Origin of the sequence: Streptomyces sp. P9-A2 (assembly GCF_036634175.1) — a bacterium.
Classification (GTDB): domain Bacteria; phylum Actinomycetota; class Actinomycetes; order Streptomycetales; family Streptomycetaceae; genus Streptomyces; species Streptomyces pratens.
Genome location: NZ_JAZIFX010000001.1, coordinates 5,289,977 through 5,316,637 on the forward strand (window position 1 = coordinate 5,289,977; position 26,661 = coordinate 5,316,637).

Annotated in this window: 18 protein-coding genes and 1 pseudogene; 14 read left to right on the forward strand and 5 right to left on the reverse strand. The window is 70.4% G+C overall.

Annotation, left to right across the window (positions count from 1 at the left end; all coding sequences use genetic code 11):
• Positions 1-42 precede the first annotated feature (42 nt).
• From V4Y04_RS24180 to V4Y04_RS24195, 4 genes are all read left to right on the forward strand, one after another.
• Entirely contained in the window at positions 43-1,503 is a 1,461-nt protein-coding gene (locus V4Y04_RS24180; protein ID WP_332430414.1) for a nitronate monooxygenase, read from the forward strand.
• 223 nt (positions 1,504-1,726) lie between these two features.
• Entirely contained in the window at positions 1,727-2,134 is a 408-nt protein-coding gene (locus V4Y04_RS24185) for an ATP-binding protein (RefSeq protein ID WP_332432985.1), read from the forward strand.
• Positions 2,135-2,424: 290 nt separating this feature from the next.
• The gene (locus V4Y04_RS24190; RefSeq protein WP_332430415.1) at positions 2,425-5,217 is read left to right on the forward strand and encodes a SpoIIE family protein phosphatase; all 2,793 of its coding nucleotides are present in this window, start codon (positions 2,425-2,427) and stop codon (positions 5,215-5,217) included.
• A gap of 68 nt (positions 5,218-5,285) precedes the next feature.
• Complete coding sequence (locus V4Y04_RS24195; RefSeq protein ID WP_332430416.1) at positions 5,286-5,879, forward strand: GNAT family N-acetyltransferase; 594 nt, start codon at positions 5,286-5,288, stop codon at positions 5,877-5,879.
• A 199-nt stretch (positions 5,880-6,078) separates the two neighbouring features.
• Here V4Y04_RS24195 and V4Y04_RS24200 read toward each other — a convergent pair whose 3' ends face one another.
• A complete protein-coding gene (locus V4Y04_RS24200; RefSeq protein WP_332430417.1) occupies positions 6,079-7,677 on the reverse strand; it encodes an MFS transporter in 1,599 nt (532 codons plus the stop codon).
• A 235-nt stretch (positions 7,678-7,912) separates the two neighbouring features.
• Here V4Y04_RS24200 and V4Y04_RS24205 point away from each other — a divergent pair, with 235 nt between their 5' ends.
• From V4Y04_RS24205 to V4Y04_RS24220, 4 genes are all read left to right on the forward strand, one after another.
• Positions 7,913-8,509 carry a helix-turn-helix domain-containing protein gene (locus V4Y04_RS24205; RefSeq protein ID WP_332430418.1) on the forward strand — a complete coding sequence of 199 codons (597 nt, stop codon included), beginning with the start codon at positions 7,913-7,915 and terminating at the stop codon, positions 8,507-8,509.
• 127 nt (positions 8,510-8,636) lie between these two features.
• Entirely contained in the window at positions 8,637-9,509 is an 873-nt protein-coding gene (locus V4Y04_RS24210; RefSeq protein ID WP_332430419.1) for a class I SAM-dependent methyltransferase, read from the forward strand.
• A gap of 104 nt (positions 9,510-9,613) precedes the next feature.
• Entirely contained in the window at positions 9,614-9,781 is a 168-nt protein-coding gene (locus tag V4Y04_RS24215) for a hypothetical protein (protein ID WP_332430420.1), read from the forward strand.
• Positions 9,782-10,100: 319 nt separating this feature from the next.
• Positions 10,101-11,357 (forward strand): hypothetical protein, encoded by a 1,257-nt coding sequence (locus V4Y04_RS24220; protein WP_332430421.1) that lies wholly within the window; start codon positions 10,101-10,103, stop codon positions 11,355-11,357.
• 217 nt (positions 11,358-11,574) lie between these two features.
• Here the strand turns inward: V4Y04_RS24220 and V4Y04_RS24225 are convergent, their stop codons facing one another.
• The 4 genes from V4Y04_RS24225 to V4Y04_RS24240 all read right to left on the reverse strand — a co-directional run bounded on the left by V4Y04_RS24225 (position 11,575) and on the right by V4Y04_RS24240 (position 15,608).
• A complete protein-coding gene (locus tag V4Y04_RS24225) occupies positions 11,575-12,351 on the reverse strand; it encodes a succinate dehydrogenase/fumarate reductase iron-sulfur subunit (protein ID WP_332430422.1) in 777 nt (258 codons plus the stop codon).
• On the reverse strand, positions 12,348-14,300 hold the full coding sequence (locus tag V4Y04_RS24230; protein WP_332430423.1) for a fumarate reductase/succinate dehydrogenase flavoprotein subunit: 1,953 nt from the start codon (positions 14,298-14,300) through the stop codon (positions 12,348-12,350). The genes V4Y04_RS24225 and V4Y04_RS24230 overlap by 4 nt, the downstream gene beginning before the upstream one ends.
• 106 nt (positions 14,301-14,406) lie before the next feature.
• Positions 14,407-15,243 (reverse strand): hypothetical protein, encoded by an 837-nt coding sequence (locus V4Y04_RS24235; RefSeq protein ID WP_332430424.1) that lies wholly within the window; start codon positions 15,241-15,243, stop codon positions 14,407-14,409.
• 71 nt (positions 15,244-15,314) lie between these two features.
• A complete protein-coding gene (locus V4Y04_RS24240; protein ID WP_332430425.1) occupies positions 15,315-15,608 on the reverse strand; it encodes a hypothetical protein in 294 nt (97 codons plus the stop codon).
• A 301-nt stretch (positions 15,609-15,909) separates the two neighbouring features.
• On the opposite strand from V4Y04_RS24240, the gene V4Y04_RS24245 reads away from it, so the two are divergent.
• The 6 genes and pseudogenes from V4Y04_RS24245 (at position 15,910) to V4Y04_RS24270 (ending at position 26,659) form a co-directional block, all read left to right on the forward strand.
• Positions 15,910-18,375: an ABC transporter family substrate-binding protein gene (locus V4Y04_RS24245; RefSeq protein WP_332430426.1), complete on the forward strand. Its 2,466-nt coding sequence runs from the start codon at positions 15,910-15,912 to the stop codon at positions 18,373-18,375.
• A 179-nt stretch (positions 18,376-18,554) separates the two neighbouring features.
• Positions 18,555-20,471, forward strand: coding sequence for a translational GTPase TypA (gene typA, locus V4Y04_RS24250; protein ID WP_332430427.1), 1,917 nt, complete (start codon positions 18,555-18,557; stop codon positions 20,469-20,471).
• Positions 20,472-20,776: 305 nt separating this feature from the next.
• Positions 20,777-22,480: pseudogene (locus V4Y04_RS24255) on the forward strand (IS200/IS605 family accessory protein TnpB-related protein).
• Positions 22,481-23,020: 540 nt separating this feature from the next.
• Positions 23,021-24,640, forward strand: coding sequence for a peptide ABC transporter substrate-binding protein (locus V4Y04_RS24260; protein WP_332430428.1), 1,620 nt, complete (start codon positions 23,021-23,023; stop codon positions 24,638-24,640).
• 131 nt (positions 24,641-24,771) lie between these two features.
• Entirely contained in the window at positions 24,772-25,701 is a 930-nt protein-coding gene (locus V4Y04_RS24265) for an ABC transporter permease (RefSeq protein WP_332430429.1), read from the forward strand.
• Positions 25,694-26,659 carry an ABC transporter permease gene (locus V4Y04_RS24270; protein ID WP_332430430.1) on the forward strand — a complete coding sequence of 322 codons (966 nt, stop codon included), beginning with the start codon at positions 25,694-25,696 and terminating at the stop codon, positions 26,657-26,659. The genes V4Y04_RS24265 and V4Y04_RS24270 overlap by 8 nt, the downstream gene beginning before the upstream one ends.
• Positions 26,660-26,661: the final 2 nt, after the last annotated feature.

Below are 26,661 nucleotides of genomic sequence, written 5' to 3' on the forward strand. Positions count from 1 at the left end.
GCCGCGGGTTTGCGGCACTGCGGCGAACGTGAGTGAGGGTTCATGAACGCACCCCGGACGACTTCCGAACTGCCCTGGCTGATCCAGGGGGGAATGGGCGTGGGGGTGTCCGGGTGGCGGCTCGCCCGGGCCGTCGCGCGGACCGGGCAGCTGGGCGTGGTCTCCGGTACGGCCCTCGACACCCTGCTGATCCGAGGGTTGCGGTCCGGCGATCCGGGAGGGCACCTCAGGAGGGCACTGGCGGCCTTTCCCGTACCGGAACTCGCCGGGTCGGTCCGGGACCGGTACTTCGTGGAGGGCGGGATCCGGGAAGGCGAGCGGTTCGCGGCCACGCCCCTGATGACGGCCGCCGAGACGTGCCCGTCCCGGTCGCTGGCCGTCGTCGCCAACTTCTGCGAGGTGTGGCTGGCCAAGGAAGGACATGGCGGCCCGGTCGGCGTCAACTACCTGGAGAAGGTCCAGCTGGCCACCCTTCCGGCGATGTTCGGGGCGATCCTGGCCGGCGTGGACTACGTCCTGGTCGGCGCGGGCATCCCCGCCCAGATCCCCCGCATCGCGCGCGGCCTCGCCCGGCGGGAGCCGGTTCTCGCACGGGTGGACGTGGACGGCGACGACCAGCCGCACGAGCTCCGCTTCGACCCCGCTCCGGTGCTGCGCGGGGCCGACCCCGGTCCGTTGCGCCGGCCCCGGGTCCTGGCCATCGTCTCGCTGCCCGCCCTGGCCGCGTATCTGAACCGCGACGAGGAGACCAGGCCGGACGGATTCGTCGTCGAGGGGCACAGGGCGGGCGGCCACAGCGCCCCGCCCCGCGGGCCCCTGCGCCTGGACGACAGGGGTGACCCCGTCTACGGACCCCGGGACACACCCGACTTCACGAGGATGGCCGCTCTCGGCCTGCCGTTCTGGATCGCGGGCGGCCAGTGCGGACCGGAGCAGGTCCGCTGGGCCAGGGCGGCGGGCGCGGCGGGCGTCCAGGTCGGCAGCGTCTTCGCGCTCTGCGAGGAGTCGGGCCTGGAGAAGGGGCTGCGGCGGGAGCTGATCGAGCGTGAACTCGCGGGCGAGCTGACGGTGCGTAATGATCCGGCGGCCTCCCCGACCTCCTTCCCGTTCAAGGTCGCCGACCTGCCGGGCACCCTCGCCGACGCGGGAACGAGTGCCGCCCGTACCCGCGTCTGCGACCTGGGCTATCTGCGGACCCTGTACCGCACCGACCGCGGCACCATCGGCTACCGCTGCCCGGCGGAGCCCGCCGCCGCCCATGTCCGCAAGGGAGGAACCCTCGAGGAGACGGAGGGCCGGCAGTGTCTGTGCAACGGGCTGCTCGCCGCCGTCGGGCTGGGCCAGCGCCGCCCGAAGGGCGTGGTGGAACCACCCGTCGTCACCATCGGCCAGGACCTGGGCTTCCTGCGGCACATCGCCCCGGACGGTGGTGAGTACAGCGCGGAGGCAGGGGTGCGTTGGCTGTCCGCCGGACTGGCGGAAGAAGCCCTCGCGCCCGTGTGAGCGCCGGAGCGCGGAGCGGCCGGGGCGGGCGGTGGTGCTCGGCGGTGACGTGCGGCGGTGACACACGACGCCGGGGTGGCGGGGCGGACCGGGGAGCCGTCCCGCCGCCGAGGGTGCCATGATGCGCCGCGCGGACGGTATTCGGCACCGAATGACGGGTATGGGGATATTAGTCCCCATCGAGAAGGGTGTGGGTTGACTCGCCGACCGGGAAGTGACGGAAGTGATCCGCGTGATCGACACCGAGGGCGACCACGTCACGTGGACCTTCCCCGCCGACCCGGGCGCCGTGGGCGCCGCGCGCTCCACGGTCCGGGCCCAGTTGCACGGCTGGGACCTCGACGGCGTCGAAGACCTCGTGACCCTGCTGGTCAGCGAACTGGTCACCAATGCCCTGCGGCACGCCACCGGCCCCATAGACGTCTGCCTGTGGCGCCCCTCCGGCCTCGACCCGGTTCTGCGGGTGGAGGTCTCCGACCCGCTGCCGGAATTTCCGCACGAGCGGGTCGCCCGGCCCGGGGACGAGGGCGGACGCGGACTGCAGCTCGTCGCCCGCACCACCCGCCGCTGGGGCACCCGGCCCGGCGAGGTCGGCAAGACCGTGTGGTTCGAACTCGCGGTGCCGAAGTGAGCGTTCGCCCCCGGCTGAAACGAGGCGCTGTGCCGCTCCTCGCCGGTGTACGTACGGGCCGTCCCTGTCGAACGGCCGGTTCAGGCCCCTGATGGTTGTCGATGAAGGGGGTTCGATGACGTGTCCGCTGGTTAGAAGACTGGGAGTGTTCTCACAGCCCGGACCGAAAAGCATCGGGACCGTGCTGTGATCGTGAACACCGTGTCGTGCGGCGCCGTAGTGCTGGATACTGCGGGCAGCCGCCCCCGGTGACCGGTGCCGGACGCGGTGAGCTGGAGGGGACGGTTCGCGTGAGCGAGATACCAGCGAAGGCCACGGAGTCCAAGGACCCGTCGGGCGGCGCGAGAGCCGAGGCTGCGGACGGCCTCTCTTCCGGCGATGCCTCGTCCGCCCGCTTGCCGATCAACGACAGCTCGGCCACCGGCGACTCGGCCACCGAGAGCTCGGCCACTGACAACTCGGCCTTCGGCACTTCCTTCGGCGACCGCCTGCCCGCAGGTGACGTCCCGTCGGGGGGCGGGGCGTGGCAGGTCAGTCCTCCCGGATCCATGTACGACTACATAAGGGTCGCGTCCTTCTCCATCGGCCCCGACGGACTGGTCGACCAGTGGAGCCTGCGCGCCGAGCAGATTTTCGGCGTCCCGGCGGAGCGAGCCGTCGGGATGGACCCCATCGCGGCCTTTATCGACCCGGACCGGCGCGAGCGGGGCCAGCGCAAGATGGCCGAGATCCTCGACGGCCGGGAGTGGACCGGGGTCGTCCCCTTCCGGCTCCCCGGGACGGGGGAGGGTGGCGAGCCCGGCGGGGAGGCCCTCGCCGAGGTCTACGTCATGCCGACGCACACCGAGGAGGGCGAGAGGGCGGCCGTCTGCATCGTCGTCGACGTGCGCACCCTGCGCAGTATCGAGACGGATCTCGCCGCCTCGCAGGCCATTTTCGGCCAGTCTCCTTTCGGATTCCTGCTGATCGACCCCGACTTGCGGATTCGCCGCGCCAACCAGCGGTTCGCCTCCATCTTCGGCGGTACGCCCGACGACCACCGGGGCAAGGACGTCCACGACTATCTGCCGCGCGGTGAGGCCGAGCGGGTCGACGCGACCATGCGCAGGGTGCTGGACACCGGCGAATCCATCACGGACATGCACGTCACGGGCTTCGTGTCGGGCGCCGAGGGACGCCGTCACTGGTCCATCAACCTGTACCGGGTGCACAGCGGCAGCGGCCGTCCCATCGGCATCGCATGGCTGGCGACGGACATCACGGCCCGCCGCGCCGCCGCTCGCGAGGCCGCCTCCGCGCGACGCAATCTCGCCCTGCTCAACGAGGCCGGTGCCCGGATCGGTACCTCCCTCGACCTGGAGACCACGGCCCGGGAACTCCTCGACGTCGCCGTCCCCGGCTTCTGCGACCTGGCCACCGTCGACCTCTACCAGGGACTGCTGGCCGGCGACGAGACCCCGCCGGGCCTCGCCGACGGCAGCGCGGAGGTGCGCCGGGTCGCCTTCGCCAGCGCCGTCTCCGACGCGCCGTTCAGCGTCACCGGGGAGCCCGTCAAGCTCGGCGCCGTCCACCACTACGCGTTCAACTCGCCGTGCGCGGACGCCCTGCGCACCGCCCGCCCGCGGACCGTGCCGGGCGAGGAGGGTGGGCTGGTGCGGTCCACGCTCGCCGTGCCGATGGTCGCCCACGACACGGTGGTCGGCCTCGCCCAGTTCGCCCGTACCAAGGGCAGCGAGCCGTTCGGGGACCGCGACCGGGAACTCGCCGTGGAGCTGGCCGCGCGCGCCGCCGTCTGTATCGACAACGCCCGCCTCTACCGGCGCGAACACGAACGCGCCCTGATACTGCAGCGGTCCCTGCTCCCGCCCGGCGACCCGGAGGCGTCCGGCCTCGACATCGCCTGCCGGTACCTGCCCGGCAGCGCGGCGACCGGCCGGGCCGGCGAGGTCGGCGGCGACTGGTTCGACGTGATCGAACTGCCCGGCCACCGCACCGCGTTGGTCGTCGGTGACGTGATGGGGCGGGGTCTGCGCGCCGCGGTGGCGATGGGCGAACTGCGCACCGCCGTCCGTACCCTGGCCCAGCTCGACCTCGAACCCGCGGAGGTCCTCTCCCACTTGGACGAGATCGCCCGGGGCCTCGGTGCCCCCGGCGGGGTCCAGCAGGCGACCCGGGCCGCCCGCCGCCCCCGGGAGGCCGACCTCTCCGAGATCTACCTGGCGACGTGTATCTACGCCGTGTACGACTCGGTGACCAGGCGGTGCACCTTCGCCAACGCGGGCCATCCGCCGCCCGTCCTGGTCGAGCCCGGTGAGTCCGCACTGATGCTGGACGTGCCGCCGGGCCTGCCGCTCGGCGTCGGCGGGGAACCCTTCGAGGAGGTCGAGGTCGAACTGCCGGAGGGCGCCCTGCTCGCGCTCTACACGGACGGACTGGTCGAGAGCCGCGACCATCCCCTCGACGAGGGCCTCCGGGCCTTCGTGGGCGCTCTCACCGACCCCGCCCGGCCGTCGGGCGACGCCCCCTACGACGGCTCGGTGCCGCCGCGTGCCGACACCCGGAACCTGGAGGACGTCTGCGACCACGTCCTCAACACCCTCGACACCCACCACGGCGAGGACGACATCGCGCTGCTCATGGCCAGGGTCCAGGGACTGCCCGCCGACTCCGTCGGCGACTGGGCACTGCCGCGCGAACCCCGCAGCGTGGGACGCGCCCGTGAGCACGCCCGCACCCAACTGCTCGCCTGGGACCTGGAACCCCTCGTCGACACCACGGAACTCCTGGTCAGCGAGCTGGTCACCAACGCCCTGCGGTACGGCGAGGGCGAGATCAGGCTTCGTCTCCTCCTCGACCGCACCCTGGTCTGCGAAGTCTGGGACGCCGGCCTGGTCCAGCCGCGCCGCCGCCGCGCCCGGGACACCGACGAGGGCGGCCGCGGCCTCCAGCTCGTCGGCCTGCTCAGCGCGGCCTGGGGCTCCCGCCGCACCCCCCGCGGCAAGACCGTCTGGTTCGAACTGCCCCTCCCCGGCGCCGACACCACCCTCACCGACCCCGCAGAGGCCCTCCTGAGCCTCTTCTGACCTCACCCGTCCGTCCGCCGGCCCACCCCGCTCCGGAGCCGGGCGGCCCGTCCACCTACCCTCGCCGTATGCGGACGACTCCGACACACCTGGTGGCCGGCACCCTCACCCTGCGGCCCTGGAGCCCGGAGGACTCGGCGGAGCTGGCCGGGCTGTACCGGGACGACGCGCTGCGCCGCTGGACGAGCGAGGCCGTGCACGACGAGGCGAGCGCGGCGCGCTGGGTGACGGCGCAGCAGCGGGGCCGGGAGGCGGGGGACCGCTTCTCGTTCGCCGTGGAGGAGGCGCCGGAGGAGACACGGGAAGGGGCGCCGGTGCGGACGCGGGCACCCGGCACCGCGGCGCGGCTCGTCGGCAACGTGGTCCTCAAGTACGCGGCCAGGGGTTCGGGTTCCGCCGAGGTGGGCTACTGGACCGCCGCCCACGCGCGGGGCCGGGGAGTGGCCCCGCGCGCTCTGGCGGCGCTGACCGACTGGGCGTTCACGGCCTTCGCCCACGAGGGCCTGACCCGCCTGGAGCTGCTCCACCAGGTCGACAACGTGGCCTCCTGCCGGGTCGCCGGGAAGGCCGGTTTCCCGCTGACCGGTACCCTCCCCGCCGCACCCCCCGCCTTCCCTCTGGACGGGCACGTGCACGTGCGTCAGGCGTCCGCCGCCGCCTGACCGCAACCACGGCGCCTTCGTCCTCGCCCTCCTCCCCAAGATCAGCCGCGGGCCCGGACGGGGCCGGCGCGGAGGGGACGCGTGAATCCGAGCCCGGACGGGGACGCCGAAGGGCACCCGCGGGAGCCGGTCGCGGTGCTGGACGCGACGTGGAGGCAGACGGCCGAGCGTCCGGAGGGGGCAGGCCCGGACGCGAAGGTCAGGCGGGGACGGTGTCGCTGGTCTCTGCCTCGTGCGAGGACGCCGCGGGGGCGGTGTTCTTCGGGCCGCGCAGGGCGACGTGGACGAAGAGCGCTCCCATGACGGCGACGCCGGTCCACATGGCCTGCTGCCATCCGTCGACGAAGGACTGCTGGGCGGCATGGAGCAGGTTCTGTGCGTGCGGGCCGGTGCCGGGTGCCACCTCGACGGCGTTGGCGATGCCTTCGCGTGCGGTGTCCGCGGCGCCGTTCGGGATGCCGTCGAGTCTGTCGTCGATGGCGTTGCGGTAGCCGGCCGACAGGAGCGCGCCGAGCAGGGCGACACCGAGTGCGGTGCCGAACTCTCGGGTGACGTCGTTGAGGGCGGAGGCCACGCCCTGTTCCTCGCGGGGCAGGGAGCCGGTGATGGCCTCGGTGGAGGGCGTCATCGACAGGCCCATCCCGGCGCCCATGGCGAGCAGGCCGGGCAGGATGGACAGGTAGCCGCCGTCGACGGAGACGAACAGGGCCATGAGGGCCAGGCCGAGGGCGGCCAGCGCGATTCCGGTGGCCATGGTCGAACGGGCGCCGACGCGTGCGGCGAGCCGGGGGGCCAGGCCGGAGGCCGTCATCATCACGATGGCCATGGGCATCATCGCGACCGTGGACAGCAGGCCGGACCAGCCGAGGACGGCCTGGAAGAAGGGGAAGAGGACCACGGCGATGCCCGCCTGCACGCCGAAGACGACCAGCAGCGTGAGGGAGCCGCCGGCCAGGCCGCGCTCACGGAAGAGGCGTACGTCCAGCAGGGAGGCATCGCGGCGGTGCAGTTCCCAGGCGACGAAGCCGACGGCGGCGACGAGGCCGACGGCGAGGCTGATCAGCGTCACGGGCGCGGTCCAGCCGCGCTCGGGGCCTTCGTGCAGGACGAAGATGAGCCCGGTGACCGCGACGGTGGAGACCAGCGCGCCGATGGTGTCGAAGGAATGGCGGGAACGCTCGCGGGAGTTGGGAACCGACTTCAGCGTCATGGCCAGGGCCGCGAGGACCAGGACCACGGGCAGGACGAACAGCCGACGCCAGTCGGCGACGTCGACGAGGAGCGCGGAGAGGAACATGCCCAGGATGCCGCCGCCTCCGGCGACAGCGGTCCACACGCCGATCGCCTTGCCCCGCTGCTCCTTGGGGAAGGTGGAGGTGATGACGGCCAGGGTGATGGGCATGATCATCGCTGCGCCGGCACCGCCGGCCACACGCGAGGCGAGCATCACCTCGGCCGTCGGCGCCAGACCCGCGGCGACGCTTGCGACGCCGAAGACACCCAGCCCGGTGATCAGCATGGGCTTGCGGCCCAGGCGGTCGCCGACGGCGCCGAGCGGCAGCAGCAGCGCGGCCAGGGCCAGGGTGTAGATGTTGATGATCCACAGGACCGTGTTCTGCGAGGCGCCGAACTCCACGGCCATGTGGGTCTGGGCGACGTTCAGCCCGGACACCGACGCGATGACGGCCATCAGCGCGATCGAGACGGCGATCAGGATCGTGCGCAGTTGACGCGCATCCGGCGCGTCCCCGTCTCCTGTGCGGTCGGCTGCTCCCGGCAGGGGCTGGTTCGTACTCATGGGGTCCTCTCGGGCAAAGGGCAGGCAGGGCTCGGCGCCGGACCGGGTCCGGTCGCCGAAAGGGAGGGGAGGTCGTGCGCTTGCGGGCGCCGCGGAAGCGTCAGCCGGTGGTGGCCTGTGCCGGGGCGAGGCCGGACATGGCCCCACCCTTTCCGTCGGGCGTGGTTCCGGACGTTCCGGACCATCCGCACACGACGCTAACCCCGACTTGCATCAGGGGCATACCATCTTGCTCATGACGCAAGAAGATGGAGAGCTGGACAGCCTCGTACGCAAACGCATCCGCGCCCTGCGGGTGGCGCAGGGCTGGTCCCTGGAAGAACTGGCCACCCGCGCCCACCTCAGTCAGTCCTCACTGAGCCGCATCGAGAACGGCCGGCGCCGCCTCGCACTGGACCAGTTGGTCACCCTCGCCCGCGCCCTGGACACCACCTTGGATCAACTGGTGGAGACCGCCGCCGACGACGTCGTCACCAGCCCGATGATCGACGGCGCCCACGGCGGGATGCGCTGGCCCGTCAAGGGCGACCCGGGCATGAGCGTGGTGCGCCGGCGCATGACCGAACCGCCGCCCGAGAATCCCGCGCGCATGCGTGCCCACCCGGGACGCGAATGGCTCGTCGTCCTGTCCGGCACCGCGGTCCTCATGCTCGGCCACCGCCGCTTCCGCGTCGAGACCAACCAGGCCGCCGAGTTCCCCACGATGATGCCGCACGCGATCGGCGCCGAGGGCGGCCCGTGCGAGATCCTGGGCATCTTCGACCGCGACGCCCGCCGCGGCCACCAGCGCGAGGGTGGCGACGACGGCGATGTGCGGGACGCCTCCGGGTGAAGGAGTGGGCCGCGCCGGGTGCTCATCGCGTGGGGCATCGTGCGTAATGGGCCACAGGAAGAGGCACTTTCTTGCGTAAACAGCAAGTAGTCGTGCTGCACGCGCATGACCGGCCTACGGTGCCGGTATGACCCAAGCGCACCAGCACACCCCCCACCACGAAGCCCGGCACGACCACCACCGAGACCACGACGATGACGTCCAGGCCGAGATCCTCGACCTGGACGCCGAGGTCCTCGCCGAGCACATCGCCTCCATCACCGCCTGGCTACCGCTGAAGACCGGCCCCCGCCGGATCGTGGATCTGGGCTGCGGCACGGGAGCGGGCACCTTCGCCCTCCTCGACCGCTTCCCCGACGCGCACGTCACCGCCGTCGACACCTCGGCCGGACACCTCCAGCGCCTGCGCGAGAAGGCATGCGCCCGTGGAGTGGAGGAGCGCGTGCGCACCGTACAGGCCGACCTCGACGCCTCCGGCTGGCCCGGTCTCGGCTCACCCGACCTGGTGTGGGCCTCGGCCTCGATGCACCACATGGCCCGCCCCGACCGCGCCCTGCGCAGCGTCCACGACATGCTCGCGCCCGGCGGCCTGTTCGCCGTCGTCGAACTGGCCGGCTTCCCCCGTTTCCTGCCCGCGGACGCCCCGGAAAACCGGCCCGGCCTCGAAGAGCGCTGCCACACCGCGACCGAGAGCTTCCACGCCGAACACATGCCCCACCGCGGCGCCGACTGGGGGCCGATGCTGACCGCCGCCGGATTCACCGTCGAAGCCGAGCGCACCATCGCCGTGAACATCGAAGGCGACCGCAGTGCGGCGATCGGCCGCTACGCCCTCGTCGGCCTGCAGCGCATCCGCAGCGCCGCCGAAGGAGTGCTCAGCCCCGAGGACCTCACCGCGCTCGCTGAGCTCCTGGACACCGACAGCCCGCGCAGCATCCTGCGCCGCGACGATCTGGCCGTGCGCACCGAACGCACCGTCTGGGCCGCACGCCGCGCCTGATCCCCGGACGGCTGCCCGGTTGCCCACCGGGCAGCCCGAGCACCCAGCAGAGCGCCGCCGCCAGGGGCAACCGCGGCGGACGTCCCGAGGTCATCGACGACGGCATGCTCACCTTCGCCGTCGCGCTGAAGAACAGGGGCGTCCCCGTCCCCAAGACCGCGAAGAAGCCGACGGGCAAGCCGGGCAGGCCGGGCAGGGGTGCGGGGCACCACCCGTCGGTCGCCTCGCTGTACCGGGCCCTCACCGAAGCCGAGGAGTACGACATCGAGTAGGAGAATCCCAGCCGGAGGGCATGATCACCGGCTGGGTGTCGACCGCTGTACCGATGGCCCTCAAGGCCGGGCGCCCTTCCCGCCACGCATGCCCGTCCTCCCTCTGGACGGGCATGCGCACGTACGGCACGCGCCCCCCTCGCCCGACCGCAACCGCGGTGCCCCCGTCCTCGTCCTCCTCCCCAAGATCAGCCGCGGGTCCGGACGGGGCCGACGGCGGAGGGGACGCGCGATGTCACGCACGGAGCGTACGGAGCCCATGGGGCCTACGGAGCCCGAGTCACCCGAGTCACCCGAGTCAACGGAGTCAGCTGAGCCCATGGCGCCTGCGGAGCCCACCGAGCCCACGGTGTCCACCGAGCCCACGGTGTCCACCGAGCCCACGGTGTCCACCGAGCCCACGGTGTCCACCGAGCCCACGGTGTCCACCGAGCCCACGGTGTCCACCGAGCCCACGGTGTCCACCGAGCCCACGGTGTCCACGGTGTCCACCGAGCCGGACGAGTTCGGATCCGGCGACGCGGGGAACACCCGTCCCGAGCCGGGCGAGGGGAAGCCGCCCCGGCGTTGGAGGCGTCGGCTCACGTGGGCCGTGCTCGCGGTGGTGCTCGTGGTGCTGGTGCCGTTGCTGACCGCCGGGACGGTGCTGCGGGTCAACTTCACCGGTGACCCGGCCGACGGGACGTACACCCGTGGCCGTGACGCCCTCTGGCTCGGGCACGCCTGGGTCGACGGGCGGAAGAAGGACGCCGACGTCACGGCCCTCGCCCGGCAGCTCGACGGCACCGGGATACGCGACCTGTACGTCCACTCGGGTCCGCTCGAGCACGACGGAAGCCTGCCCAAGTCCGCCTATCCGCACGCCCGTTGGCTGATCGATTCGGTGCACCGGGAGATACCCGGCGTCCGGGTCCAGGCCTGGCTCGGCGACATCCTCGCCCCCGAGCACCCCGAGGCACTGCACCTGGAGCGCGCCGAGTCCCGCGCCGCGATCCTCCGGTCCACCCGGGAGATCCTGGACACCGGTTACGACGGCGTCCACTTCGACCTGGAGCCGCTGCACTCCGGCGACGGCGACTACCTCACGCTGCTCGACGCCCTGCACGAGGAGACGGGCTCCCGCGGAGTCCCCCTGTCCGTCGCCGCCCACCAGATCGACCCGCTTCCGGGCTTCCACTCCTTCTGGGGCGCGGTCACCGGCCATCCCAAGTGGTGGTCGCAGGAGTTCTTCGGGCAGGTCGCGCGCCGCGTCGACCAGATCGCCGTCATGTCGTACGACACCATGCAGCCGCTGGAGGGCACCTACGGCGGATACGTCGCCCAGCAGACCGCGCTCGCGCTGGAGGCCACCCCGCCCGGCACCGACCTGCTCATGGGCCTGCCCTTCTTCAAGGAGAACCGGTTCGGCCACTGGGCCCACGCCGAGACCGTCCCGGCCGCCGTCCGCGGCGTGCGGCTCGGACTGTCCCGCGCCGACGCCGACCGCCCGGACTTCGGCGTCGCCCTCTATGTGGACTTCGCGGCGACGGAGGAGGACTGGGCCGCGTACCGGAAAGACTGGGTGAACACTCTGTGACGGCAGCTCCGCTGCAGCCCTCCGGCAGTCCCCAACAGCCCTCCGGCGGGCACCTTCGGAACAGACTGACCGGCACCCGCTTCCCGGGCTCCACCTCGTGATCCGAACTCCCACGATCCCGAGCCCCTGCGATCCCGAACCCTTGGGCCCCCGAGTTCCCCGAGTCCCCCGGGCCCCCGGTGCCCGGGGGCGCCAGGGGCGTCGGGGGCCCGGGGTGTCAGGAGGGCGCCGACCGGCGCCGGATCTTGGTCCCGAGCCAGACGAGCGGGTCGTACTTGCGGTCCACCGCCCGTTCCTTCAGCGGGATCAGCGCGTTGTCCGTGATCCTGATGCCCTCGGGGCACACCTCCGTGCAGCACTTGGTGATGTTGCAGTAGCCGAGCCCGTGCTCGTCCTGCGCGGCGCGCCCCCGGTCCAGGCCGGACTCGTCGGCCGCGTCCAGCGGATGCATGTCCAGCTCCGCCACCCGCATCAGGAACCGCGGTCCGGCGAAGGCCTGTTTGTTCTCCTCGTGGTCGCGGACCACATGGCAGACGTCCTGGCACAGGAAGCACTCGATGCACTTGCGGAACTCCTGCGACCGCTCCACGTCCTCCTGGGCCATCCGGTACTCGCCGGGTCCGACTCCCTCCGGCGGCACGAAGGCCGGCACTTCGCGGGCCTTCGTGTAGTTGAAGCCGACGTCCGTCACCAGGTCGCGGATCACCGGGAAGGCCCGCAGCGGGGTCACGGTGATCGTCTCGTCCCGGTCGAACACCGACATCCGGGTCATGCACAGCAGCCGCGGGCGGCCGTTGATCTCCGCCGAACACGAACCGCACTTGCCCGCCTTGCAGTTCCAGCGGACGGCGAGGTCGGGGGCCTGGGTGGCCTGGAGCCGGTGGACGATGTCGAGGACCACCTCGCCGTCGTGCACCTCGATCCGGAAGTCCTCCAGACCGCCGCCCCGCACGTCTCCCCGCCACACCTTGAAGTCGGCCTCATAGCTGCTCACTCGTACAGCTCCTCTTCGGTGAGGTACTTGACCAGCTCCTCCTTCTCGAAGAGGGCGAGCAGGTCGGGGCGGATGGGTTCGGTGGTCTCGCGGGTCAGGAGGATCTGGCCGCGCTCCGGGTCGGTGGCCGCGACGCCGTCCGCCGGATCGGCCATCGCGCACAACAGGTTGACGTTGCGCCAGGCGCGTTCCATCGCGGAGTGGTCCTCGCGGGTGTGGCCGCCGCGCGACTCGGTACGCTCCAGCGCGGCCCGCGCCACGCACTCGCTGACCAGCAGCATGTTCCGCAGATCCAGGGCGAGGTGCCACCCCGGGTTGAACTGCCGGTGCCCCTCGACACCGGCCCGCCGGGCGCGTACCCGCAGTTCGGCCAGTTTCCGCAGGGCCTGCTCCATCTCGTGCTCGCGACGGATGATGCCGACCAGGTCGTTCATCGTCTGCTGGAGCTCCTGGTGCAGGGTGTACGGATTCTCCGGAGGGCTCCCGTCCGTGTTCTCGCCGTCCTCACCGTTCTCGCTCTCCGCCGAGAACGGGCGCAGCGCCTCCGCGGCGGCGGCGTCCACCTGGACGTCGTCCACCCGGGGCCGCTCCCGCCCCTGTCCCGCCGCGTGCTCGGCCGCGTGCCGGCCCGCCCGGCGCCCGAACACCAGCAGGTCGGAGAGGGAGTTGCCGCCCAGCCGGTTGGAGCCGTGCATGCCGCCGGCCACCTCACCGGCCGCGAACAGACCCGGCACCCCGCGCGTCGCCGCCGTGTCCGAGTCGACGGCGATGCCGCCCATCACGTAGTGGCAGGTGGGTCCGACCTCCATGGCCTCCGCCGTGATGTCGACGTCGGCCAGCTCCTTGAACTGGTGGTACATCGACGGCAGCCGGCGCTTGATGACCTCGGCCGGCATCCGGGTGGACACGTCCAGGAAGACCCCGCCGTGCGGGGAGCCGCGGCCCGCCTTCACCTCGGCGTTGATCGCGCGGGCGACCTCGTCGCGGGGGAGCAGTTCGGGGGGACGGCGGTTGTGGTCCGGGTCGTCGTACCAGCGGTCGCCCTCCTCCTCGGACTCGGCGTACTTCTCCTTGAAGACGTCCGGCACGTAGTCGAACATGAACCGCTTGCCGTCGGAGTTGCGCAGCACCCCGCCGTCGCCGCGCACCGACTCGGTGACCAGGAGGCCCTTCACCGACGGCGGCCAGATCATGCCCGTCGGGTGGAACTGCACGAACTCCATGTTGAGCAGCGGGGCCCCGGCCAGCAGCGCCAGCGCGTGGCCGTCGCCCGTGTACTCCCACGAGTTCGACGTCACCTTGAACGACTTGCCGATGCCGCCCGTCGAGAGGACCACGGCGGGCGCCTGAAGGACGAAGAAGCGCCCGGACTCCCGCTCGTAGCCGAAGACACCGCAGACGTGGCGGCCGTCCTTGAGCACGCGGGTGACCGTGCACTCCTGGAATACCTTCAGCCGGGACTCGTGGTCCCCGGTCTCGCGGAAGTCCTCCTGCTGGAGGGCGACGATCTTCTGCTGGAGGGTGCGGATCAGCTCCAGGCCGGTGCGGTCGCCGACGTGCGCGAGGCGTGGGTACTCGTGGCCGCCGAAGTTGCGCTGGGAGATCCGGCCGTCCTTCGTCCGGTCGAACAGCGCGCCCCAGGTCTCCAGCTCCCACACCCGCTGCGGCGCCTCCTGGGCGTGCAGTTCGGCCATCCGCCACTGGTTGAGGAACTTCCCGCCGCGCAGGGTGTCGCGGAAGTGGACCTTCCAGCTGTCGCCGGTGTTGACGTTGGCCATGGCGGCGGCGATCCCGCCCTCGGCCATCACGGTGTGGGCCTTGCCGAACAGCGACTTGCAGATCACCGCCGTACGGGCGCCCCGCTCGCGTGCCTCGATGGCGGCGCGCAGCCCGGCGCCGCCCGCACCGACCACGACGACGTCCCATTCCTGCCGGTCGACCACGGTCATCTAAAGGCCCCACTCGTCGGAAACCGCCATAACCTGCCAGAACTCACAGAACTCACAGAACTCACACAACGTGCAGACATTACAGAACGCGCAGAACGCTCGGGGGTCAGAAGAAGCGCGGATCGTCGAAGGCGCCGGACGCGACGAGATAGACGTAGAGGTCGGCAACCGCCACGCTCACCAGCGACGCCCAGGCGAGCTGCATGTGCCGGGCGTTCAGCCGGCCCACCCACTGCCACATCCGGTAGCGCACGGGATGCCGGGAGAAGTGCTTGAGCTTGCCGCCGACGATGTGCCGGCAGGAGTGGCAGGAGATGGTGTACGCCCAGATCAGCGCGATGTTGACCAGGAAGACGAGGGTGCCGAGCCCCATGTGGCCCCACGCGTAGTGCTCGTCGCGGAAGGCGAGGACGGTGTCGTAGGTCAGCACCAGGGCGACCAGGAGCGCAGCGTAGAAGAAGTACCGGTGGATGTTCTGCAGGATCAGCGGGAAGCGGGTCTCCCCGGTGTACTTCTTGTGCGGCTCGGCGACCGCGCAGGCCGGCGGGGACGCCCAGAAGCCCCGGTAGTAGGCCTTGCGGTAGTAGTAGCAGGTCAGGCGGAAGCCGAGCGGGAAGATCAGGATGAGGATCGCCGGAGAGAGGCCCCACCAGCTTCCGAACAGTTCCCAGTTGGGCCCGCCGCGCATCGGCTCGCAGTTCTCGGCGAGGCACGGGGAGTAGAACGGCGAGACGTACGGCGCCGCGTAGTAGTCCGCGTTCGAGAGGGCTCGCCAGGTCGAGTAGACGACGAAGGCGAGCAGACCGGCCGCGGTGGCGGCCGGGGCCAGCCACCAGCGGTCGGTCCGCAGGTGCGGAGCGGCGATCGTGGCGCGGGTACCGGTTCTCACACCGGTACGTCGGGGTTGGGGGTCTGTGGCGGGAGGTTCCGTACCAGTGGCCACTTGTCCGCTCCGGTCGGGGTCAGGGGGCGCGGTGGGTCCTGCGGGGTGGGAGTGGAGTGGAGGGGAGGGGATCAGGGGGCGCGGCGGTCGCGCGCGCCGAGCCCCTCGTCGTCCGAGTCCACCCACAGGGACGGGTCGTACGGTGCGTCGGAGATGGTGACGAGATCGGGCCGCTTCGGTACGCCGGCCGTGGTGACGACCGTCTCCCGGAGCAGCGCGACGCTCTCACGCAGATGGTTGGTGTCGGACCGGACGCGGCGCATCTCCAGGCCGCCGCTGCCGAGCTGCTTCTCCAGGCGTCCCACCGACCGGATCAGGTCGTCGAGATTGCGCTGGACGGATGCCAGTTCGTCGTGCACGGACATGACTTGCCCTCACTTCTCGCGGGTCCTTCGGGGTCCTTCAGGCCCAAGGCGGCAACGTTCATGCGCCTGCGAGTGTTGCGCGTCACACCTTGCGCTGTGAAGGGATGTGCATCGATTGGCCGAGGCGTATGGGTGCACCGAGTGGTTGTTGTGCGCCGTACGGGTGCCCTTCCGGCCCATGGCCGCCGTGTCGCTCCTGGTTGCCGAACCCTTTCCTCTTCAGTGGCCGCATACATCGGATGAGATCTAAATAGCAACAAAAGTGATCATAACGTCCGCGGCTTCACGGAGGTAACCAGAGATGTCCCACGACGGCGTCGGCCCGCGCGCGGTCATGCGCTCGGTCGCCTTCCTCACCGCGGGCGCGCTCGTGGTGCCCGCGCTGGCCGGATGCAGCTCCGAGGACGACCCGGCCGGCCGGCCCCTCGCCGGTGGGGACATCGCCCGCGCCGACCGCGCGAGAATCGCCGACGGCGGCACCCTGCGCTGGGGCGTGGACACCGTCCCGGACACCCTGAACACCTTCCAGGCGGACGCCGACGCCACCACCACCCGGATCGCCCAGGCCGTGCTGCCGTCGATGTTCCGGATGGACAGCCGGGGCCGTCCGGCGCGCAACCCCGACTACCTGGAGTCCGCCGAGGTCGTCGAGACCGAGCCCAAGCAGGTCGTCCTCTACAAGCTCAACCAGCAGGCCGTCTGGAGCGACGGCCGGGAGATCGGCGCCGCCGACTTCGCCGCCCAGTGGCGCGCCCTGTCCGGCAAGGACTCCGCCTACTGGACCGCCCGCAACGCCGGCTACGACCGCATCGAGAAGATCGAGCGCGGCAAGGGCGACCTGGAGGTCAAGGTCACCTTCAGCCGTACCTACGCCGACTGGAAGTCGCTGTTCGCACCGCTGTACCCGAAGGACGTCATGGGCACCCCCGACTCCTTCAACGACGGGGCCCGCAAGAAGCTGAAGGTCACCGCCGGCCCGTTCAAGGTGAAGAAGGTCGACCGCGAGGACGACGAGGTCACCCTCACCCGCAACGCCCGCTGGTGGGGCGAACCGGCCCGGCTCTCCACGATCGTGCTGCGTGAGGTGCCCCACGACGAACGCGTCGCCGCGCTCACCGCCGGAACCCTGGACCTGGCCGAGATCGACGCCACGGCCGCCCGCCGCATCTCCGTCGCCGCCGGCCCGCGGGGCACGAGCGGGAGCGGGAGCGCGAGCGGGGATACGAGCGGGAGTGGGAGCGCGAGCGGGGATACGAGCGGGAGTGGGAGCGCGAGCGGGGATACGAGCGGGAGCGCGCCGGGCGGCGCGGCCGAGGACGGCAAGTCCCTGACCGGCCCCGGAACCGCAGGTCTCGGGAACGGGCGGTCCGCGGCGAAGGCCCTGCACTCCTGGGCCGTCGCGAACGGCTCCGACGAGGAGGCCGCCGACGAGGAGATCTCCGCCCGCGAGGAGCGGCGCGAGGCCGCCGCGGAGCTCACACGTGAGCAGCGGGCCCTCAGCGGCTTCGAGGTGCGCAAGTCACTGGAGCCCGCCTACACCCAGCTAGCCCTCAACGGAGCCGAGGGTCCCCTCGCCGACGAACGGGTCCGCCGCGCCGTGGCCCGTGCCCTGGACCGGCGGGAGCTGGCGGAGGCGATCCTGAAGCCGCTCGGTCTGCCCGCCGAACCCCTCGGCAGTCACCTCGCGCTCGCCGGGCAGACCGCCTACGCCGACGGCAGCGGCGCTCTCGGCGACCAGAACGCCAAGGAGGCGCGGGCCCTGCTCGCGGACGCCGGCTGGGTACCGGGCGGCCCGGTGAAGAAGAAGGAGAAGGACAAGACCGCAGGCGGGGAGGGCAAGAAAGCGGGATCGTCCGACAAGGACTCCACGGACGGCGCCGACGACGACGGCACGTACATCGTCGGCGAGGGCGACGCCGGGGACACCGAGGACGACGGGGGCACCCAGGGTGACGGCAACAACGGCGACGGTCACCTCGCCCAGGACGGCACCCAGCACACGCGGCTGAAGCGGGGCGGCGCCCCCGGCGCCTACGCACCCCTGGGGACCGCCGCCCCGGCCCAGGCCGGGAGTGCCCCGCTCGCCAAGGACGGCAAGGCGCTCACGCTCGACTTCGTGCTCCCCTCCGGGCCCGGCTCGGAGGTCCTCGCCACCGTGGCCGAACGGATCGCGAAGATGCTGAAGGGGGTCGGCATCAGTACGGAGATCACCGAGGTCGACGACGAGAGCTATTTCACGGATCACATCGCCTCCGGGGAGTACGACCTCGCCCTCTACTCCTGGCCCGCGACCGCCTTCCCCGCCACCGACGCCCGCCCCGTCTACGCCAAGCCGGTCCCGGCCGCCGACGGCTCGCTGAACGTCGGGCAGAACTACACCCGCGTCGGCACCGACCAGGTCGACCAGTTCTTCGACCAGGCCCTCGCGACACTCGACGACGCGAAGCGTGCCGAGCTGATCCGGAAGGCGGACGCCCGCATCTGGGCGGTGGCCGGCTCGATCCCCCTCTACCAGCGCCCCCAGCTCACCGCCGCCCGCAAGGACCTGGTCAACGCCGGCGCCTTCGGGTTCCGTACCCCGGTCCACGAGGACATGGGCTATCTGAAGAAGGGTGCGGGGGGCCCGGCCCGGACACCGGGGGAGGAGTCCGCCGAGCCGTTCGCCTCCGCCTCCCCCTCGGAACCGGACCCGGGCTCCCCTTCGGATTCGGGCTCCGCCTCGGACTCGGATGCGGACTCGGATGCGGACTCGGATGCGGAGTCCTGATCAGTCCTGATCACCCCGTGTGACGGGTCCGGTGGGCCGCTCCGGACGAGGAGGGCGAGTTCCCGGTGCCAGGGGCCCGTACCATGGGGGGTGGCCGTGGCGTGTCCAGCCCGGCAGGGCCCGCGCACCACAGCCGTCTGCGCAGGGCATTCCTCACCATTCCGGGAGTACGCCAACCCATGGCTTTGTCCATCCAGCGTCACGACATCCGCAACGTCGCCATCATCGCCCACGTCGACCACGGCAAGACCACCATCGTCGACGGCATGCTCAAGCAGGCAGGTGCCTTCGCCGCCCACCAGCTCGACCAGGTCGACGAGCGCATGATGGACTCCGGCGACCTGGAGCGTGAGAAGGGCATCACGATCCTCGCCAAGAACACGGCGGTGAAGTACCACCCCAAGGACGGTGGGGACCCGATCACGATCAACATCATCGACACCCCCGGCCACGCCGACTTCGGTGGTGAGGTCGAGCGCGCCCTGTCGATGGTCGACGGTGTCGTGCTGCTCGTCGACTCCTCCGAGGGCCCGCTGCCGCAGACCCGTTTCGTGCTGCGCAAGGCGCTCCAGGCGCGGCTGCCGATCATCCTGTGCATCAACAAGACGGACCGGCCGGACTCCCGTATCGACGAGGTCGTCAACGAGGCCTACGACCTCTTCCTCGACCTGGACGCCGACGAGGACCAGATCGAGTTCCCGATCGTCTACGCCTGCGGCCGTGACGGCATCGCCTCGCTGACCAAGCCGGCGGACGGCACGGTCCCGACCGACTCCGACTCCCTGGAGCCGTTCTTCTCCACCATCCTGCAGCACGTCCCGGCCCCCACGTACGACGAGGGCGCCCCGCTCCAGGCCCACGTCACCAACCTGGACGCCGACAACTTCCTCGGCCGGATCGCCCTGCTCCGCGTTCACCAGGGCGAGCTGAAGAAGGGCCAGACGGTCGCCTGGATGAAGCGCGACGGATCCGTGCAGAGCGTGCGGATCTCCGAGCTGATGATGACCGAGGCGCTCACCCGCAAGCCCGTCGAGAAGGCCGCCCCGGGTGACATCTGCGCGGTCGCCGGCATCCCGGAAATCATGATCGGCGAGACCCTGGCCGACCCGGAGAACCCGGTTCCGCTGCCGCTGATCACCGTGGACGAGCCGGCGATCTCCATGACCATCGGCACCAACACCTCGCCGCTGGTCGGCCGCGGCAGCACCGGCAAGGGTGCCGACGCGAAGGCGGCCGTGAAGGACCGCAAGGTCACTGCCCGCCAGGTCAAGGACCGCCTGGACCGCGAGCTCATCGGCAACGTCTCGCTGCGCGTCCTGGACACCGACCGCCCCGACGCCTGGGAGGTGCAGGGCCGCGGCGAGCTGGCCCTGGCGATCCTGGTCGAGCAGATGCGCCGTGAGGGCTTCGAGCTCACCATCGGCAAGCCGCAGGTGGTCACCCGGGAGGTCGACGGCAAGGTGCACGAGCCCGTCGAGCGGATGACGATCGACGTGCCCGAGGAGCACATGGGCGCGGTCACGCAGCTCATGGGCGTCCGCAAGGGCCGCATGGACAACATGTCGAACAACGGCTCCGGCTGGGTGCGCCTGGAGTTCGTGGTGCCCTCGCGTGGTCTGATCGGCTTCCGTACCGAGTTCCTCACCCAGACCCGGGGCACCGGTATCGCGCACTCCATCCATGAGGGCCACGAGCCCTGGTTCGGGCCGCTCTCGACCCGTAACAACGGCTCCCTGGTCGCCGACCGCGCCGGCGCGGTCACCGCGTTCGCGATGACCAACCTGCAGGAGCGCGGCGTGCTGTTCACCGACCCCGGCACCGAGGTGTACGAGGGCATGATCGTCGGCGAGAACTCCCGCTCCGACGACATGGACGTCAACATCACCAAGGAGAAGAAGCTCACCAACATGCGGTCGGCCTCGGCCGATTCGTTCGAGGCGATCGTCCCGCCGCGCAAGCTGTCGCTGGAGCAGTCGCTGGAGTTCTGCCGCGACGACGAGTGCGTCGAGGTGACCCCGGAGTCCGTGCGGATCCGCAAGGTGAACCTGGACGGCCGCGAGCGCGCCCGCGCCGCGAGCCGCGCCAAGCACAGCTGACACGTCGTCGGCCGACACGTCGGCCGGCACCCCGCCCGCGCACGCGGGCACATACGGCACCGGGCACCCCTGACCGCAGGGGTGCCCGGTGCCGTATGTGCCCGAATGCGTGCGGGTGGGGTGGAAGAACGTGCGGTGGCGGGGCGTCACCTGGAAATGACGCGAGAAGAGAGGGTTGGGAGCTGTTGGGGTTTGGCTGAGCACGAGTGTGTTCTGGTGTGCATGAGTGAGCGCGGACGGGCGCGGCCATGGCCGGGAGTGGGTGCTGTCATGAGGGAAGGGGGGAATGGGGGTTCGTCCGCCGAATGCGTGACCTTGGCAGATGGTGCTCGTTGGGTGGGGTGAACGGGTTTTCACGGCTGACTGGGGGTGTAGGGGTGGACGGAGGGCTGCGGGAGCCGGCGGCGCCGTTTGTGGCACCCGGTCCGTCGGGGGTGGCGATCCGTACCCGGCTGGGGCAGCTCACCGCTCGCGATGAGGAGGTGCTGCGGCGGGTGGGCGCGCACCTGGGTACCCTGGCCTCCCGTGACCTGAAGACCCGCTGCCACGACGGCCTGGAACACGACGCGCAGGCGTGGGCGGTGCGCAAGCGGGAGCTGACGCCGTTGTCGTCGGCCCGGTGGGCGGGTGCGATCACGAAGGCGACGCATGATCAGTGGGCGCTGGCCCGGCGCTGCGCGCTCGCCCACCTCCAGAACCTTCAGGCGGGTGTCCAGACCCTGCGGCACCGGCTGGCACTGCCGCTCGGCCGGAAGGGCACCAAGCGGGCGCCGGGCGGGTATCGCAGCAGGCGGGAGTAGCGTGCCAAGGCCCGCCGCCTGCGCGTGCTGGAGGACCGGCTGGAGCGGAAACGCGCAGACTGGACGGCCGGGAGGGTGCGCGTGGTGCGCGGCGGCAGGCGCCTGGCCCGGATGCGGCACCAGCTGCCCGCCGCACGGCTCACCCAGGCGCAGTGGCGTGAACGCTGGGAGGCGGCCCGCTGGTTCCTGCGGGCGGACGGGGAGAGCGGCAAGCAATACGGGAACGAGACCCTGCGTATCAGCCCCGGCGGTGAGGTCAGCATCAGACTCCCCGCCCCACTCAAGCAGTTGGCGAACGCTCCGCACGGCCGGTACGTGCTCACCGGCCGGATCCACTTCGCGCACCGGGGGCAGGAGTGGGCCGACCGGGTGGCGGCGAACCGGGCCGTCGCCTACCGCATCCACCACGACATCGACCGGGCACGCTGGTATGTGACCGCCGCCTGGCAGCTGCCCGTGTCACAGCCGGTTCCTCTGGCGGCGGTGCTGGCCGACGGGGTGATCGGGGTGGACACCAATGCCGATCACCTGGCCGCCTGGCGCCTCGATGTGCACGGCAACCCGACCGGCACTCCGCGCCGGTTCTGCTTCGACCTGTCCGGCACCGCCGACCATCGCGACGCCCAGGTCCGCCACGCCCTGACCCGGCTGCTGCACTGGGCCCGCACCTGTGGGGTGCGGGCGATCGCGGTGGAGGACCTGGACTTCACCGCGGAGAAGACCCGCGAGAAACACGGCCGCAAGAGGCGGTTTCGGCGGCTGGTCTCCGGCCTGCCCACCGGCCGGCTCCGCGCCCGCCTCGTCTCGATGACCGACGCCATGGGCATCACCGTCATCGCCGTGGACCCCGCCTACACCTCGAAGTGGGGCGCCCAGCACTGGCAGAAGCCGCTCACCTCGAAGAACCGTAGGACCACCCGGCACGATGCGGCGAGCATCGCGATCGGGCGACGCGCCCAAGGGCACCCGATCCGGCGACGGACGACACCGCCCCGTGCACACCAGAGCGATGTGCACGGGCATCGGACCGTCCAGGCCGGACCGGATGCCCCCGGGCGTGAGGGACCCCGCCGCCGCCTTCCCGGACCACGGACCCGATCCGTGCCGCCGGACGCGGAACGAACGCGGGCGACCAGGACACCCAACACCGTTCGGGGTGTCCGCAGTGAGCGGGAACGGGTCCAGGACTCACTCCTGCTCACTGACTAGGAACGGTAGGGATAACCCTCGATTCGGCTGGGAGACGCTGTTGAAACGGCTTGTTCGCACTACCCTGCTTCGGAAGCAGGCGCCTTCGAGGTCGGTTGTTCCGAGGCGCGCGCCTGATGGCCAACGGCCTTGCCGCTCAATCTCATTGAGTACACGGCAGCCCTGAAGGGCCCCTTGCACGGCGGCCGCGTTACTGGCAATGGGTTTTCCCCACGTGACTGTCCGATATGCGGATGCGCGCCCCCGATAGATGTGTAACAAGTCCGTTTCGCAGGGATCTCTCACCAAACCCTTTGTCCGGGTTTTGGAAGATGTGAGTACGAGCTGTGATTGAACCGAGACCTCGAGGGTGTGGTTCGGTCCTGGTGTATGGCAGATAGTTAGGCGCGTAGAGCTCGGACGTACGGGTCACGCGCTGAAGGCGCCGACTCACGAGCACGGGGGCACTTGACTATCTCCGACACCGGCGACGGGCGGTGGGCGGCGACATGTCCTGTGCTCCCCTTTGCGGTGAACCAATGGACTCATGAGGAGGAACCCATGCGCGGTGCCAAGAGCGCCAAGTGGGTCGCGGGTGCGATAGTCGTGGCTCTGGCTGCCACTGCATGTGGCAGCGGCGACGGCGGTGACGACAAGGGGCAGAAGAAGGGTTCCGGCCCCGCGGGCTACGTCTCGATCGACGTCGGTGAGCCGCAGAAGCCGCTGATGCCGGCCGACACCAACGAGGCCAACGGCTCGTACGTGATCCAGTCCTTGTTCACTCAGCTCCTGGACTTCGACGCCAAGGGCGAGATCGTCTACACCAACGCCGAGTCCGTCGACACCGAGGACTCGAAGACCTGGACGGTCAAGCTCAAGAAGGGCTGGAAGTTCCACAACGGCGAGGACGTGACGGCCAAGTCGTACGTCGACGCCTGGAACTGGTACGCGAACATCAAGAACAACCAGCAGAACTCGTTCTGGTTCTCGGACATCAAGGGCTACGCCGACGTCCACCCGGAGAAGGGCGACCCGAAGTCCGACGCGATGTCCGGTCTGAAGGTCGTGGACGAGAGCACCTTCACGATCGAGCTGGCGGAGCGCGTCCCGTACTTCAACTACAAGCTGGGGTACTCCACCTTCGCGCCGATGCCCAAGGTCTTCTTCGACGACCCGAAGGCCTTCGGCCAGAAGCCGGTCGGTAACGGTCCCTACGAGTTCGAGAAGTGGGACCACAAGAAGCTCATCCAGGTCAAGGCGTTCGAGGGCTACCAGGGCCCCAACAAGGCCAAGAACAAGGGTCTGCAGTTCAAGAACTACTCGACCCTCGAGGCCGCGTACAAGGAAGTCGTCTCCGGCAACCTGGACATCATCCGCCAGGTCGGCCCGACGGACCTGCCGAAGTACAAGCAGGACCTCGGTAGCGGTGCCATCGAGCAGCCCTACGCGGCCATCCAGACGCTGACCCCGGCGTTCTACACCAAGACGTTCAAGGACATCGACCCCAAGGTGCTCCAGGGTCTGTCCATGGCGATCGACCGCGAAACGATCACCAAGACCGTCCTGAACAACACCCGTACGCCGGCGACGAGCTTCACCCCGCCGCAGGTCAAGGGCAACCAGGCGCTGGACACCGACGTGTTCACGTACAACCCGACGAAGGCCAAGAAGCTCATCAAGGATGGCGGCGGCGTTCCGGGCAACAAGTTCACCATCCAGTACAACAGCGACGGCGGCCACAAGGAGTGGGTGACCGCGGTCTGCGAGTCCATCCGCAAGGCCACCGGGGTCGACTGCGTCGGCGACGCGAAGCCGGACTTCGCCACGGACCTCGAGGCCCGTGACAACGACGAGGTCAAGGGCATGTACCGCGGTGGCTGGGTGGCCGACTACCCGGTCAACGTGAACTTCATCAAGGAGCTGTACCACAGCAGCGCCGAGTCCAACAACGGTCGTTTCTCCAACAAGGAGATCGACGCGCTGATGGCCAAGGGTGACAAGGCGGAGTCCCTGGAAGAGGCCGTCGCGGCCTACCAGGACGTCGAGAAGCTGCTTCTCGAGGAGATGCCGTCCATCCCGCTCTGGTACTACCGCATCAACGGCGGCCACGGTGAAGCGGTCGGCAACGTCACCGTCGACTTCCACGGTGACATCGAGCTGACCGAGGTCACCGTCAAGTAAAGAGGCCGTGGGCCTCAACTCACTCGGCCGTTGCCCGTCACCGCCGGTTCCGGCGGTGACGGGAGGTCGACCGGGGCCGTTCCCTCGCGAACGGCCCCTTCGGCCGTAGCACACCCCTCACGGAGGCACGCATGGGGCGATATGTCGCACGACGACTGCTCCAGATGATCCCGGTATTCATCGGGTCAACCTTGTTGATCTTCCTCATGATGTACGCACTGCCCGGCGACCCCGTCAGGGCCCTCATGGGAGATCAGGCGTACGACCCGGCGGTCGTCGCCAACATCAGGAAGGACCTCGGGCTCGACCTGCCCATCTGGCAGCAGTACGCGAACTATCTGGGCGGCCTGCTGCAGGGCGACTTCGGTACGGAGATCGTCAGCGAGCGTCCCGTCGCCGACATCATCGCCGACGCGTTCCCGGTCACCCTCCGGCTCACGCTGTTCGCGTTCGCCTTCACGGTCTTCGTCGGCGTCGGCCTAGGCATCGTCGCCGGCCTTCGCCCGAACACACTGCAGGACCGCGGACTGCTGACGCTGACTCTGGTCCTCATCTCGATGCCGTCCTTCGTGCTGGGTTTCCTGATGCAGTACCTGTTCGCCTTCCAGTGGCAGATCACCACCCCGACGGTGCGCGACTCCGAGAACTTCGGCGAACTCCTGCTGCCCGCCATCGTGCTGGGCTCGCTCTCGCTCGCCTATGTCGCGCGTCTGACGCGTACGTCGATGGCGGAGAACCTGCGCGCCGACTACATGCGCACGGCGGTCGCCAAGGGCCTGCCGAAGAGCCGTATCGTCGGCGTCCACCTGATGCGCAACTCGCTCATCCCCGTGATCACCTTCCTCGGCACCGACATCGGCAACCTGATGACGGGTGCCATCGTCACCGAGGGCATCTTCAACGTGAAGGGTGTCGGCAACGCCATCTTCGAGGCGCTCATCCGCCGCGAGGGCATGACCGTCGTCGGTATCGCCTCGTTGATCGTTCTGGTGTACCTCGCCACCAGCCTGCTCGTCGACCTGCTGTACGCGGTCCTGGACCCGAGGATCCGGTATGCCTGAGAAGACCGCCGAACCCGCGAAGACCGCCGAGGTCCCGGCCACCGCGGCCGTCCCCGTGCCGGCCGCCGGCCTGGACGCGGGCCCCTCGCCTGACAAGTCGCGCAGCCTGTGGAGCGACGCCTGGCACGACCTGCGGCGTCAGCCCATGTTCCTGGCGTCCTCCGTGCTCATCCTGCTGCTTCTGGTGATGGCGATCGCGCCGGGTCTGTTCACGAGCGCCTCACCGCGCGACGCGGACCTGGCCGCCCACTACCTGCAGCCGCCGAACTGGAGCCACTTCTTCGCCGAGGACTGGCTCGGCTACGACGGGCAGGGCCGCTCGATCTACGCGCGTATCGTCTACGGCGCCCGCGCGTCGATCCTCGTCGGTGTCGGCGTCACCGTCCTGGTGACCTTGTTCGGTACGGTCGTCGGCATGATCGCCGGTTACTTCGGCGGTTGGATAGACAGCCTGCTGTCGCGCGTCACCGATGTCTTCTTCGGCATCCCGTTCCTGCTGGGCGCCCTGGTCGTCCTCACGACGTTCGAGAACCGCACCGTCTGGGTCGTGATCCTGGCCCTGGCCTTTCTCGGCTGGACCCAGATCGCACGTATCGCCCGCGGCGCGGTGATCACTGTCAAGCAGGCCGACTACGTTGTCGCCGCCAAAGCGCTGGGAGCCTCCACCGGCCGCATCATGTTCCGGCACATCCTGCCGAACGCGCTCGCGTCCATCATCGTCGTCGCGACCATCGCCCTGGGCGGATACATCGCGGCCGAGGCCACACTCTCCTTCCTCGGCGTGGGTCTCGCCGAACCCACCGTCTCGTGGGGCGTGGACGTGGCCACGGGCCGCGAGCAGTTGCGCAACGCACCGTTCACACTCATCGTCCCCTCGGTGATGGTCTCGATCACGGTGCTCTCGTTCCTCATGTTCGGCGATGCGGTACGCAACGCCCTCGACCCCAAGCTGCGCTGAGG

Bases quoted from the DNA above. Each gene is read 5' to 3' on its own strand.
- V4Y04_RS24180 (WP_332430414.1), top strand. From the start codon at position 43: ATGAACGCACCCCGGACGACTTCCGAACTGCCCTGGCTGATCCAGGGG.
- V4Y04_RS24195 (WP_332430416.1), top strand. From the start codon at position 5,286: ATGCGGACGACTCCGACACACCTGGTGGCCGGCACCCTCACCCTGCGG.
- V4Y04_RS24200 (WP_332430417.1), bottom strand. From the start codon at position 7,677: ATGAGTACGAACCAGCCCCTGCCGGGAGCAGCCGACCGCACAGGAGAC.
- V4Y04_RS24205 (WP_332430418.1), top strand. From the start codon at position 7,913: ATGACGCAAGAAGATGGAGAGCTGGACAGCCTCGTACGCAAACGCATC.
- V4Y04_RS24210 (WP_332430419.1), top strand. From the start codon at position 8,637: ATGACCCAAGCGCACCAGCACACCCCCCACCACGAAGCCCGGCACGAC.
- V4Y04_RS24215 (WP_332430420.1), top strand. From the start codon at position 9,614: ATGCTCACCTTCGCCGTCGCGCTGAAGAACAGGGGCGTCCCCGTCCCC.
- V4Y04_RS24220 (WP_332430421.1), top strand. From the start codon at position 10,101: ATGGCGCCTGCGGAGCCCACCGAGCCCACGGTGTCCACCGAGCCCACG.
- V4Y04_RS24230 (WP_332430423.1), bottom strand. From the start codon at position 14,300: ATGACCGTGGTCGACCGGCAGGAATGGGACGTCGTCGTGGTCGGTGCG.
- V4Y04_RS24240 (WP_332430425.1), bottom strand. From the start codon at position 15,608: ATGTCCGTGCACGACGAACTGGCATCCGTCCAGCGCAATCTCGACGAC.
- V4Y04_RS24245 (WP_332430426.1), top strand. From the start codon at position 15,910: ATGTCCCACGACGGCGTCGGCCCGCGCGCGGTCATGCGCTCGGTCGCC.
- typA (WP_332430427.1), top strand. From the start codon at position 18,555: ATGGCTTTGTCCATCCAGCGTCACGACATCCGCAACGTCGCCATCATC.
- V4Y04_RS24260 (WP_332430428.1), top strand. From the start codon at position 23,021: ATGCGCGGTGCCAAGAGCGCCAAGTGGGTCGCGGGTGCGATAGTCGTG.
- V4Y04_RS24265 (WP_332430429.1), top strand. From the start codon at position 24,772: ATGGGGCGATATGTCGCACGACGACTGCTCCAGATGATCCCGGTATTC.
- V4Y04_RS24270 (WP_332430430.1), top strand. From the start codon at position 25,694: ATGCCTGAGAAGACCGCCGAACCCGCGAAGACCGCCGAGGTCCCGGCC.